The following is a 13,114-nucleotide window of genomic DNA, read 5'->3' as shown; positions in this document are numbered from 1 at the left end:
TATGATTTATCAATAATATTTCATATACAAATGTATTTATTAATTTGATATAAATAACCATTACAATTGAGGGTAGCCTTTCTACTAAGTATTGTGATTATTAAATAATTAATTTAAATTTAACTATACGAGTGCACTAATAATGTGTTCATATATATATTCATTGAAAATATAAATAAAAATATAATTGGTCGTATTTAATTGATAAGAGATGCATACGCCATCATGATTGGGCAAGTCAGTGTCCCAAGTCAGGATGAAAATTATTGTTAAAGTAACATATAATGCATGGAGTTTCACTTCAATTAGTTTGATAAACTATACATTTCCATTTAGAAGTCAAGAAATATTTTGTTACATTTGAGTGGGTTTATCTGCTGGATGAGTGATTATCATTTTCAAAAATAATATGTTTTTGAAATTAAATTTTTATAATAATTATTTATACAGTTTTATATGCTTAAAAACACTTTATTTTAGTTTTTTTTGGTTTTTAATCTTGTTACATGTTCATGGAGACCATGAACACTGTATCGAATCATAAAATAAGCTGATGATGGCTGCTAAGGTGGGGTTGAATCTTTGGTTTGCGGTGTTTTCTTACGAATATTATCGATGATCATATCAAGTGTACTGAAGAGCACTTCAATGCTGTAACCGGCAATAAAAGCCAGTGCCATCGGTGACAGTGTCATTGTGCCGATTTCTGGCTTGAGCAGCCAACCCGTGATCATGCCAGCCAGACAGCCGAGCGTCAGTCGTAGTCGATAGCCGATTTCGCGGCTGGCTGTATAGGTCAGGGTTCTGATTTGTTGTAACAGGCTCCGCAGGACAAAAATAAAGGCGCCTAACAAACCATACATTAAGGGTAGAACATAGTTTTGTAACATTTGGAGTACGGACTGAGCTGCGATCAAATGGGTGGCAAAGTGAATGGTCCGTTCTTCCTGACCGGGTGGGATCCGTTGATCAGCCGGTACCCGTTTAAAATCATGGCCGAGCATCCAGACCTGATTCCAATATTGTAATAACTGATAACTGGCGCGGAGATGGTTTTCGTAGAGTTTGTCGTTTGGCGGCGAAGCCGTAGCGGGTTGCTTTTGCGCCACCGGGGGGGATGACAGGGGGAGATGGGTATATTGCAACAGGGTTTGAGTTAATCCGTAGCCGAACAGGTAATAGATCTGGACGCTGAGCAGAATGATTAAGGTAAAGACGGTATAACGGCGATACCAGATAATGGTGCGATTGGCGCGGGGGGACTCAATTTGTCCGTTGACGGCATTGGGAACAACGGCTTTGATACTCTCGACGGTCACCGGCCAGACCTGACTGGCGAGCTTGTCATAGCAACGCAATAAGCGGCTTTCGTCTTCTTCACCCCAATTGCGGCTGTGCAGGTTGTTTTGCGCGTTGATAATGCCTGCTGCGATGTCCGGATCAACATTCAAGTTCCCCGAGCGGGCAACATAATGTAACAGGCGAATGCCATCATTGATCAGCGTTTGGGTCTCGGTCAGAACTGGTGTCGGTGCTGTTTTATCTGCACTTGATGGCGGTACGGAAGCCGCACTCCCGGGGGAGCGACGGCTGAATGCGCGAATAACCATATCGATGAGCACTCATTTGTATTGAACGGTGTGACTGAATGACGCTTGGGAACGAGCATCCCGGAACGAGCATCCCAGAACGATCATCCATCGTTTAATACACATAATTAAAGATCTCACTCCCGTTATTATCGAGCAGGCTGCACCGGCCTCCGGTATTGTTCCAGAGCGCTGTCTGGCTATTAACACTATATTCGTTGTCGGCTTTGGGCGGACGATTGGTATAAACCAGAGCTGTCCCTGATGGTTCAAGAATGGCTCCTGACGGGAAGGTAAAGATGTGCGTATTCGGTACTGATATAAGCTGCCATCCAGAGAGATCAACCCGGTGTTCTGAGAGGTTGTCTAACGCAACATATTCATCACCTTCCGTTTTGGACTCCTTGCCGTCATAGTTCAGATGGGTAATTATGACATATTCATGAGCGGCACGACCGTAGACCCAAGTTGAAATGATGTCACCTGTGCGATTGCATAGTGTGGCGGTATCTCCGAGATTGTTCCAGATAGGGCGTTTTGAGTTGAAACTATACTGGGCTCCGGGCTGAGTATAAACGGCTATCGATTCACCGCCACGGATCAGGGTATTTTCGGGGAAAACGTAGTGCTGGCCGGGAGAGCCGGCATTGAGACTGAATTGACTGATGTCCCAAACCATATGGCCTTGGTTGGTAATGGTGACATACTCATTGTTGTCGGGCTCCCCGCGAAAATCCAGCCCGGAAATTCGGAGATAAAACTTCATTTGCAAATCGTTCAGTTTGGTCCAGTAGTCGTCCATCTTGGTGTCTTCTAAGGGAGCGGTTGACAGAATCTCTTGGCAGAGCTGATGTGTTTTCAAAATAGTGTCTGACACGGGCGGTCTCCTTTTATTGTTTAGTCCGTGGTGGCAATCGGGTTGCCTGCCTGCATATGGTGAATCATCACCAGTGGTTGATTCAGGTTGACTGATATGCGGTGATATCCAGATAACTGAAGTGGATGCTAACTGAAGTGGATACCATCGTGCGGTATATCAGAGACGGATTTACCTATCCTTGATGGCGCTCATAAGCCCGCTGTAGCTTCTCATCGTAGTGGTTTTCAGCATAACCGGGACCATTGTAATAGCGGGCAAAGGTTGCCCAGTCGAGGGATTGAATGGCACTGAGTAGTTTCGGGTTGGACTGAATAAAATGAACGAAGGCCATCAGGTGATGGCGCTCGGCTAAAAACATATCCCGGACAAAGCTTTCGACGTCATCATAGCCAGCGCTTTGATGATTGAATCCCATGATTTGATAGCGTCCGTAAGATGCTGACTTCAAGGCAGCTTCGCGGTCCAGAGTCAGGGCTTGTTGCAGCCGTTCATACTCCTTTTCTCCGCCGGCATACAGCGAGCGATTCCAACTGGGAGAAGAAATATTCGGATGGGAATCATCAAATTGATGGTCACTATATTTAGAGAACTGATGGGCTTCAAACAATAAGCAGGGGGCACCGGATGCAAAGAATCCACTGCCGGATGATTCGACATCCGAGACCGCTTTGATTGCAGCAACGTCACATGAGAGCAGTTCGCTGGCATCCTGATAATCCGGTTCGCTGAGTCCTCTTTGTGGCGCAGATTCCGGTAACGCCAGATCGGGAATATAAGCCGGAGTCGGCAGGAGTGCTTGCTTGAGTGCTTGTTCACTTTTGCCACCGCAGTCGATCCGATTATCGGGATGCCGATACCCTAATAGAGTGGTTTGTAACAGACCGATGGCTTGACAGGTCGGCGATTGATCATGGGCATCGATAATTTGTCCGTCTTCTGCCAGGGGCGTTTGCAGGCCGATCTTGCCGGCAATCTGATTCAACGCCTTCTGGATATTCAATGTATCTTCCGGGGTATTGTCTGCCCCGTTACCGACTGATGCCGTCAGTTCCAGCTCTTGCATGGCTCGCTCCTTGTATAATATGGGTGAATACCAGGCCACAATAGTGGACAACACCGCAGAAATATTGGGGCAATCGAGCAAGAAGTCGGGGGAATCCGTTTAAAAATACCCAGCGGCTTTTTTCAGTCTATCGACCATCACTTTCTGGTTCTGATTATCGGCAAAAGCGATGGTATTTGAGGCGTAAATATGTTCGCCGGTATCGAGCGTCAGAATTCTGGCAAGGCCGGTACTGCCCCAGAAGGTGTTCACGAGCGTGCGATCATCATTGGGCAGATGATTTAATTCAGCAGAACGATAGTGGAGAACTTTGGTCGATGCCGGCGGCAGCTCTGCGTTATTCTGATAATCCTCCATCAGCAAACGTACATCGACATAGTTATTGTCACTGATTTGTACCCGCATGAGTGCTACAGGACGGAGTGAGGTACTGACCCGGCCTATATTTCCAGCGACAACATCGAGGGTGAAATAGCTATATTGGTGATATTTTTCGGCTTTTAATTTGTTGAGTTGCGCTTCGATACCGCGAATATTGTCCCGCAGTTGTTCCAGTCGATGATTATTTTGTTTGATGACTTCACCGAGATCATCTCTCACATCGGACAGCAAAAACTTCAGGGCCGGCAGATTGAATTGGGGGGTCTGTTTACCGGTAAATTTCAACTCGGCATAGTTGCGGGTGATTGTCAGCACCTGTTGTTCGTAGTAATGGGCCTCTGAGTCATCGATATAGTTACTGAGCGTCCACTGTTTCATTTCACTGACCCTGAATTCATTGAGCAGATGCTCGTGATCTTTCGGATCTAGATAGGCTGTGATAGTCGCAATGTATTGCTCTAGCTTGGCGCGAGTTTCAGCAATGTTTTTCAGATCCTGACGGGCAGCATGATACGCATCCGTTAAGGTGGATACGGTGAATTCGGGGTAGTCGATTTTATCTCCCTTTTCCCCTTGAGGGTTGTATTCATAGCGCAGTTGTTCAGGAATATAAGGTTCAAGCAACTGGAGTTCATCGGTATCGAGTGTGGTTTTGAGGTGATCGGATTCGATCCGTTGGATCCCCGTAATTTCTAGTGTGACATCCGAGGTTTCGACAAAATAAATCTGCCAGACCGGGATCACCGATGCTGATGCGATACCGACCAGCCCTAATAATATCGGCCGACTTTTTGCCTTTAATTTTTCCAGTAATGGTTTCATTGGCACCTTCCTCTCTATTTATTCATTGATCACAGCGCTTATTCATTGATCACAGCGCATTCGTGATGTGAGCGCTTGGCGAAAATCGTTTTTTTGACGGTGAAACCACTCACCATGACAGAGCCTGAAACTAAGGATTCAGAGAAGATAACCATTCATCGATTTGACCTGAAAATCCCTGTGTTAAGCCGATAACTTTTCGGTGGCGTCAACAATACTGAGTCCATGTGAACTAACGGAACAGAGATGCATGATCAACTTAGAAGAGTTTGTCCATTCGATTCATGTGGCGACGGCTTCAGCCGGAGAAGCGCTCATCCAGAAAAACCTTGATTTGCTGGAGCGATTCTTTGAACCGGCGGATGACGATGATGAAGACATCACACATATGGCAGATGTCGGCCGTTCCGATGCCAAAGTTGAAGGCAAGACACCCAAGCGTAGTGAGAAAAATCCACCACCGTCGGATGATGCACCGAAAATGTTTATGCATGGCGAATATGGGGGAGATATTCCGATTCTTAAACCGAAAATGGTGGCGATGCAGTATCCGACGGTGACGCGCAACGGACCGAGTGTACAAACGGTGAATGTTCCGTTGATTACCCTGATTCCGTTATCTCAGGTTGAACTGCGGGAAATGAGTTTTTCTACCGAATTGGAGCTCAGTATCAGCGGTGATGCACTGCAAGTTTCATTTCCGAAACGAACGCTCAAAGCCAAAGAAATGGCAGAAGAAGGGGCCAATCAGGGCCATGGTGGTAAAGCCAAGCTGGAGGTGAAAATTGCAGCGATGGAAACCCCGGACGGGCTGAAATATATCGTTGATGGTTATGAAAGAGCGTTGAGAGCGCAGGTTCCGGGTTAATTCATTAGCAGATCATGATTAATCAAGCAGAAACTCGATGAATCACCACGACAGGATGAATCACCACGACAGGATGGATCGCCACGACAGATAGTGGCGCGGGCCGTCACTGACCGTTATCACATCGGGCACGGAGTTGAGTGCTCTCTGATGACTGAAAAGCAGATGTTTACACACAGATAAGGAGTCTTTATGGCAGTCAATTCAGGGCCGGGTCTGGTCTCAATGGCACAACAATTCAGTGGTCTTCCGATGGGGGATTTGATCGGTGGGCCGTTGATGGCGGCAGCCGATGCGAACAATAAAATGGCGATGACGCAGGTGAAGTTCATGCTTGATACCTGTTTCAGTAAACAGGCTCCAAAGGGGGGTGGCAACGACGATCAGTCACAAAGTTCAGAATATCAGCCGGTGATGGTTGATTTGACACTCAAGCGGCCGGTGATTACGACCACCAAAGGTGAAAAAGAAGGGGAATCGACCGTTAGTACCGATACCGCGGAATCATCGATTTCGATTCCGTTGCTGACATTGCTTCCTTTGAATGCGCTGGCCGTTGATGATGTCAGCATTGAATTCAATATGGAAGTGAAGTCCAGCTTCTCGAATGAGCAAAGTCAGCAAGAGAAAGAGAATATGAGTGCTCAGGGGAGTTTCGAAGCGAAGATCGGCTACGGCCCTTTTTCTGCCAGTGTGAGTGGCAGCGTTTCGAAATCTTCTGAAAAGAGCAACAGCAACACAGAAAAATATGAAAAGAGTAATAAAGCGAGTTATGACGTGAAAGTTCATGCCGGTCAACTGCCTTTACCAGAGGGGGTTGGCGTGATCATTAAAGCTTATACCGACAATATTGCACCAATTATGGTGACTGATAGCAAATAATCATTGCCGTTGTGATGATGTAACCTCATTTGGCCAGCCTGCTAGTCTATGCCCTGGGGCTGGTCCTTTTTCTCTATGATAATTTTTATCTTGCTCTGAACAGAGGTGTTGCCCATGAATACCCAATTACCTTGTCCGACTTGCCTGGAAAACGGTAAGAAAAGCATCATTTATATTGAGTCTGAATTGTTATTATCCGGTGCGTATTTTTCGTGTCCGGTCTGTCATAGCTCGGTGGCGCTGTCGATCAGTAGTTATCCTGTTTATCGTCAGGGGTTAGATAAGTATCGCCAGTATCAAATGGTGACTCACGGGCTGAAAGCAGAAGGCGAGCGGCCGAAACTGAATCGTGACTAACCGGACAATCGTTCACTGAGAAATCGGTCACTGAGATAATAACTGAGATGAAGGTGTGAGTGATGAAAGGCAAGTCTACAAAGGCACAATCCCAATCTCGCGGGGTGTTGGCTGAGTGGTTGATGCGAGATATTCTCCGGGCCAAAGCACGCACGGAAGATGAAAAATTCTCACCGCTTGAGGATTACTTTTCCATTGATGACGATGCGATGATGACGGCCAAACCGGTCGGGATCAAAATGCCTTGTGTGACTGATGAGGGCATTCGTTACCAAATTCAATGGATACCGTTATACATGTTGTGCCCGTGTCGTTTTTTCAAAGTTGAGAGTTTGTCACTTGAGTTGAATGCCTACCTTGAACAAGGTGACCGAGATGACACAACCGCGGTTGCGCCACAGGTGACGTTATCTAAAAAAGCCCACTGGTGGTCAAACAATACACCGGTCAAAATGTCGCTGCATTTTTCAGAGTCATCGGGGCAAACGATCAGTATCGAGTGTGATGAGCCCATGCCCGCAGCGCCATCCCCAGAGACGGATTGACTCTGGGGATGTCACTTTATTGTGTGCAGTCTGGTTTTTATACCATGATAATTTTATACAAGTCATGCCTTATACAAGCATGGTCTTATAAACGTATAGCTTTATACAGCATGGTGCGCCAGATAAGCTTTGGCCGGAGCGCTGCCCATATAGCGGGTTAAGGTCTTTTCTGACACTTGGCGGAGATCAACCACAATCAGGCCGTCGAGCGAATCATGAAAATCCGGGTCAACATTGAAGCAGGCAAATTTGCCGTTCAGTCCCAAATATTGCCGCAATAGCACCGGTACACCTTTCCCTTCATCGATTCGGGCAATGACTTTGGACAGCAGTTGTAAGTCCGCCAAGGCACTGAGCAGGTGAATACTCCAGTCATGGGATTTGTGGGTCGGTAGTGGATTGGTCGGTTTGACTAACTGCGCCTGCTCAGGATCGTAGTAATTCAAAGTCATGGTTTGTGCCATTAGTTGACGGGCATCATCACTATATTCATTACTGATACTGACCGGACCGAACAGATGTGTATATTGTGGATGACGGGTGACGAAGGTGGCGATCCCTTTCCAGAGCAGTAGCAGTGATGCCATGCTTTTCTGATAAGGTTGCGCGACCACAGAGCGGCCCATCTCTATTGATTTACCCATTTGATGAATAAACTGCGGGTCGTAGTTGAACAAGGTACTGGAATACAGCCCGGCCAGACCATGTTCCGCCATCAGTTGATCAACCAGCCCCAAGCGATAGGCACCGACCAGTTCTTCGGCTTCCCGATCCCAGATAAACAAGTGGAAGTAATGACGGTCGAACTTATCAATATCCAGCGCCAGCCCTGTTCCTTCACCGACCTGACGGAAGTTGATCTCCCGAACGCGGCCGATTTCGTGCATGATGCATGGGATTGAGGCCGCTTTGGCGCAATACACATCAAATTCATTGTATTGCAATATGTGATCTTCTGCGGATAACCGAGCCAGATCACTTTTCAGATCACCCAGCGGCAGACGAGGTGCGACAGGGGGGAGGGTGAGATCGCCATCTTGCTTATTGCGTTGTTTTTGGGTTGCCGGATTGAGCAGGTAGGTGTTGAAGCGAAGGTAGTGGACGAGTTGCTCATTATTGAGTGGGGTAACTTCTTTATACTGAATTGGCTGACCGATGGCGATCTCGATTGAGCGGGATTTTTTATTGAGGAGTTCCCGCCCGAGCATCAGCGTTCTCAATAGCGGGTGAATTTTCCCTGCCATATAGAAACGCTTGGAGTTTTGCCCATTAATAAAGATGGGCACTGACGTTGCGTGGTGTTTTTTAATTAAGCGGCTGACAGATGTGCTCCACGCTTTATCCTGTAGCCGTTGTTGTTTGATATCGACCAGATGAGAGACTTCCCCGGCAGGGAAAATCAGCAGCAGGCCACCTTGTTCCAGATGACGATGGGCGGCACGCATTGCTTTTCGGTTCGCCTGTTGTGATTCGCTGGTGTTAAATACATCAACGCCGATAAATAGTGAATCTAACTCGGGAACCGTTTTCAGATAATGATTGGCGAGAATTTGTATATCAGAACGAATTTGTAGCAGCATTTCAGCCAGAATCACGCCTTCAACGCAGCCGAGTGGATGGTTGGCGACCACCACGGTCGGGCCGGCAGCGGGGATATGATTCAAGTTTCCTTTTATTACTCGATAATCGATACCTAAAATTTCCAGAGTGAACCTTAAAAAGGCCTGAGTATCGCAGTTTGCGGGACGCTGTGCATAAAACTTGTCTAGTTTGGTTAAGCCTGTTGCCCATTCCGCAATGTGTTCTCCGACACCAAATGGCGTCTTTTTCGGGAGCTTAAAAGGACTGTTCGCTAGCATATTAACCTCGAATCATGATGATAATCTTCATGCTAGGGAGGATTTGTTGCAGACGCGCTTCAGTTTTATGAGGCTTTCATGTCATGCTGGTGACGTTCTGATGACTTCGTTGTTGCAAGATAGTGAGCACCATTTGATGTAGTTCAAAGAAACGGTAGCTTAGTGCTTGTAGTCAGGCTTTCTGCTTGAAGCTTTTACCTTGAAGTAAGAGACTGAACAACTTATGGTTTTATGACTGCTTTAGACGATCAAACTATACTCTTTCTACATCGAATCAAGAGATACCAATGAGGGGAAAACTATGTTCCAAGCTCTCTATATCGACAAACAAGGTGATGATTATCAATGTGAACTGAAAACCTTACAAGATGAGGATTTTCCTGAACACGGCGATGTGATCGTTCGGGTTGATTATTCCACACTGAATTTTAAAGACGGGTTGGCGATTACCGGAAGTTCACCGGTTGTCCGCTCTTTTCCTATGGTTCCGGGGATTGATTTTTCTGGCGTGGTTGAGTCGAGTCAGCACCCTGATTTTTCAGTTGGTCAGAGGGTCTTAATCAATGGCTGGGGGCTGGGCGAAAAATACTGGGGCGGTCTGGCACAAAAAGCCAAAGTTCCGGGTGAATGGTTACTACCGGTTCCGGCGACGCTCAGTAATTTTGATGTGATGGCGATTGGGACGGCCGGTTATACGGCGATGCTCTCTGTTCTGGCCTTAGAGAAACAAGGCGTATTACCGCAGAACGGCCCGATTTTGGTGACCGGGGCCAATGGTGGTGTGGGTGGATTTGCGGTCGCATTTTTGGCAAAACTCGGTTATCAGGTTGTCGCTTCCACGGGGCGTCCTGAAGCAGCAGACCGGCTCTATGCGCTCGGTGCATCAGAGATTATTGAGCGGCAGAGTTTATCTCAACCGGGAAAACCGCTGGCAAAAGAACGTTGGGCTGGGGTCATCGATTCAGTCGGTAGCCACACATTAGCCAATGCTTGTGCATCAACGGTATATGGTGGCGTCGTCACTGCATGTGGGTTAGCTCAGGGGATGGATTTCCCTGCCAGTGTGGCACCGTTTATTTTACGCGGTGTGACTTTAGTCGGGATCGATAGTGTGATGTGTCCGATGGATGCAAGACATATGGCATGGGCAAAAATTGCCGAGTTGGTTGATGCAGATCTCATCGCACAGGCCAGCCGAGTGATTGGTATGTCGGAAGTGGTTGAGACCGCACAGGCCTTACTGGCAGGTAAAGTGGCAGGGCGTGTGGTTGTCGATGTCAATCAGGATTGATTGACCTGACAGACTTGTCATTTTCATCACCGGAGACTTGTTCTCCGGTGATGCTTTTAAGGTTGGTCATTCATCTTTCCTTCAATCCCCCTTTCACACCTTACGATGCAAATGTTTACTTTCATATCGTTCATCGCCAAACTAGTTATCATTAATCTATTTATTATTAAGCAATGAATCTTCAAAGCGTGGCTTTTCAAACACCAATGATTAGCCCACCCATGTTTGCTGATGCGACCCGTTAGTGAGCATCAATTCATATGAGAGAACAATCACGGGTGAATGATGGTGTGATGCTACTGCGAAAATGTTATATACACATAGATTGTATTTTTGTATTTTGCCCAAGTTTTTCTATATTTAGGAATAATCTGCATGTTCTATGGGTGTTATGAGCAGCAATGGCTGACTGATTTTACCTTTAAAATTAATATGATAATAATTTCATTTGGTTTATTTGTTTGAATTTATTTCAGATTTACTGGTCGAATGAAAACAGGGTGTTGGATTCTGGCTTGAAAATGATTCAGTTGAAGGTTTGATGATCATTTATATCAGAGGAGAGCATCACTATATCTTTGAGGAAATTGACATTGTATAAAGTAAAAGTTTTGCTGGGGCCGTTATATCCGATCGTTAGCGCTGCGGTTGTTTTTATTCTTCTTTTTACGATTTCCCGTTTGGGTCTGTCGCTATGGCAGATTGAACGGGTGAATGATGCCCAAGGGTGGGGAAATATTTTCTTGGGCGGCTTACGGGTTGATGTATCGTCGATCTGTTACTTGTTGATCTTACCTGCACTTATTTCTGCACTTTTTTCAGGCGATCATCTGATTGGGCGTTGCTGGCATGTGATTCTCCGTATCTGGCTGACTGCCGGATTATGGTTGGTTGTGTATATGGAGGTCGCAACCGTTCCGTTTATTTTAGAATACGACCTTCGTCCGAATCGATTATTTGTTGAGTACCTGATCTATCCGAAAGAAGTGTTTGGGATGCTTTGGAGCGGCTATAAACTGGAGCTGCTGATTGGTCTGATAACATCGGTGCTGGCGATTTCTATTGGTTGGCGCTGGTCGAAAAAATTGGTGACGGGGCTTACTTTCCCACGCTGGTACTGGCGTCCGGTGATTGCAGTTGGCGTGGTCGCATTGGGCGTGATGGGCGCTCGTTCGAGCTTTGAGCATCGTCCGATGAATCCGGCGATGGTGGCTTTTTCCAGTGATCCATTGATGAATGATTTTGCCTTAAACTCTTCTTACTCGGTGATCTTTGCTGCCAAACAGATGGGCTCTGAAGCCAGTGCATTTCAGTTTTATCCGCAAATGGCTCAAGACAAAATTATCGAAGAAGTGAAAGCCTCGATGAATGTTAAGCCGCAAGATTTTGTGCCGGGCGATAGACCGACATTGGCTCGCCATCAGGCACAGTATCAGGGCAAGCCGAAGAATATTGTCATTTTGCTATTAGAGAGCCACGGGGCTCAGTTCGTCAGTCGTCTCGGGGGCATCAATGCTTCGCCGAATATAGACCGCTTAATCGATGAAGGTTGGGCTTTTACCCGGATGTATGCCACGGGAACCCGCTCTGTCCGTGGGATAGAAGCGGTGACGACTGGGTTTACACCGACGCCTGCGCGAGCGGTGGTGAAACTGGGTAAGAGTCAAACGAACTTTTTCACCATTGCCGATCTCTTGAAAAAGCAGGGATATCATACGCAGTTTATTTACGGTGGAGAGAGCCATTTTGACAATATGAAGAGTTTCTTCCTCGGCAATGGCTTTGTGGATATGCAGGATTTTCCAACCTTTAAGTCTCCTGAATTTGTGGGATCATGGGGGGCTTCCGATAGTGACTTGTACAAAAAAGCGGATGAGCAGTTTACCCGGCTGGATGCACAGCATAAACCGTTCTTCAGTTTAGTGTTTTCCTCCTCAAATCACACGCCGTATGAGTTTCCGGATCGTCCGTTTGAACTGTATAACCAGCCGAAGAATACGGTAGAAAACGCAGTGAAGTATGCCGACTATGCTTTGGGGCAATTTGTGAAGAAGGCGAAGCAGTCTGCGTATTGGAATGACACGATCTTTGTGGCCGTGGCTGACCATGATGCTCGAACCAGCGGTAACTTACCGGTGCCTATCGGCCACTTTAAAATTCCGGCGATTATCTTTGGTGGTGGCATTGAACACCGGCTGGATGATCGTTTGGTGAGTCAGATCGATCTGCCACCGACGCTGTTATCTCTGGCAGGAGTCAGTAGTACCAATCCGATGGTCGGCAATGATATGACTCAAACGGTGCCGGTCGATAAGCAGCGGGCATTGATGCAACGGGATAAGAACTTTGGCTGGATGACGGTCGATAATCAAGTGGTGGTGATTCGTCCTGAGCAGGGGATTACCACGTATCAGTATGATCCGCAACATGACACGTTAACCGACCATCCTGTGACTGATGCTGTCTTAGCAAGAGCCCACGCCTATGCAATGTGGGGAAGTCTGGCTTTTCAAGACAACTATTATCAAGCGCAAGAAGATTATCACTAGTCTCAGATATGGTGGGTTGTTTCGGGGG

At 46.7% G+C, this 13,114-nt stretch carries 11 protein-coding genes; 6 read left to right on the top strand and 5 right to left on the bottom strand.

Annotated elements, in window-relative coordinates; translation table 11 throughout:
- Positions 1 to 563: 563 nt before the first annotated feature.
- From OCU60_RS14555 to OCU60_RS14540, 4 genes are all read right to left on the bottom strand, one after another.
- Complete coding sequence (locus OCU60_RS14555) at positions 564 to 1,610, bottom strand: hypothetical protein (RefSeq protein ID WP_074371914.1); 1,047 nt, start codon at positions 1,608 to 1,610, stop codon at positions 564 to 566.
- Positions 1,611 to 1,704: 94 nt separating this feature from the next.
- On the bottom strand, positions 1,705 to 2,466 hold the full coding sequence (locus OCU60_RS14550; RefSeq protein ID WP_074371913.1) for a lamin tail domain-containing protein: 762 nt from the start codon (positions 2,464 to 2,466) through the stop codon (positions 1,705 to 1,707).
- A 175-nt stretch (positions 2,467 to 2,641) separates the two neighbouring features.
- On the bottom strand, positions 2,642 to 3,532 hold the full coding sequence (locus OCU60_RS14545; RefSeq protein ID WP_074371912.1) for an N-acetylmuramidase family protein: 891 nt from the start codon (positions 3,530 to 3,532) through the stop codon (positions 2,642 to 2,644).
- A 99-nt stretch (positions 3,533 to 3,631) separates the two neighbouring features.
- Entirely contained in the window at positions 3,632 to 4,735 is a 1,104-nt protein-coding gene (locus tag OCU60_RS14540) for a hypothetical protein (RefSeq protein ID WP_074371911.1), read from the bottom strand.
- A 250-nt stretch (positions 4,736 to 4,985) separates the two neighbouring features.
- Here OCU60_RS14540 and OCU60_RS14535 point away from each other — a divergent pair, with 250 nt between their 5' ends.
- The 4 genes from OCU60_RS14535 (at position 4,986) to OCU60_RS14520 (ending at position 7,387) form a co-directional block, all read left to right on the top strand.
- Complete coding sequence (locus OCU60_RS14535; RefSeq protein ID WP_074371910.1) at positions 4,986 to 5,603, top strand: DUF2589 domain-containing protein; 618 nt, start codon at positions 4,986 to 4,988, stop codon at positions 5,601 to 5,603.
- Positions 5,604 to 5,795: 192 nt separating this feature from the next.
- Positions 5,796 to 6,485, top strand: coding sequence for a DUF2589 domain-containing protein (locus OCU60_RS14530; protein WP_074371909.1), 690 nt, complete (start codon positions 5,796 to 5,798; stop codon positions 6,483 to 6,485).
- Between the two features lie 114 nt (positions 6,486 to 6,599).
- A complete protein-coding gene (locus OCU60_RS14525) occupies positions 6,600 to 6,842 on the top strand; it encodes a hypothetical protein (protein ID WP_074371908.1) in 243 nt (80 codons plus the stop codon).
- A gap of 62 nt (positions 6,843 to 6,904) precedes the next feature.
- A complete protein-coding gene (locus tag OCU60_RS14520) occupies positions 6,905 to 7,387 on the top strand; it encodes a hypothetical protein (RefSeq protein ID WP_074371907.1) in 483 nt (160 codons plus the stop codon).
- A 101-nt stretch (positions 7,388 to 7,488) separates the two neighbouring features.
- Here the strand turns inward: OCU60_RS14520 and OCU60_RS14515 are convergent, their stop codons facing one another.
- Positions 7,489 to 9,246 carry a lysophospholipid acyltransferase family protein gene (locus OCU60_RS14515; protein WP_074371906.1) on the bottom strand — a complete coding sequence of 586 codons (1,758 nt, stop codon included), beginning with the start codon at positions 9,244 to 9,246 and terminating at the stop codon, positions 7,489 to 7,491.
- 301 nt (positions 9,247 to 9,547) lie between these two features.
- Between OCU60_RS14515 and acuI the strand changes: the two genes are divergently transcribed.
- On the top strand, positions 9,548 to 10,537 hold the full coding sequence (acuI, locus tag OCU60_RS14510; protein ID WP_074371905.1) for an acrylyl-CoA reductase (NADPH): 990 nt from the start codon (positions 9,548 to 9,550) through the stop codon (positions 10,535 to 10,537).
- Between the two features lie 593 nt (positions 10,538 to 11,130).
- The gene (locus tag OCU60_RS14505) at positions 11,131 to 13,086 is read left to right on the top strand and encodes an LTA synthase family protein (protein WP_095533265.1); all 1,956 of its coding nucleotides are present in this window, start codon (positions 11,131 to 11,133) and stop codon (positions 13,084 to 13,086) included.
- The last annotated feature ends 28 nt before the right edge of the window (positions 13,087 to 13,114 follow it).

This window comes from Vibrio spartinae (assembly GCF_024347135.1).
In the GTDB taxonomy this organism is placed as follows: domain Bacteria; phylum Pseudomonadota; class Gammaproteobacteria; order Enterobacterales; family Vibrionaceae; genus Vibrio; species Vibrio spartinae.
The sequence above is the reverse complement of the archived record's forward strand: the minus strand, read 5'-3'. Positions and strand labels throughout refer to the sequence as shown.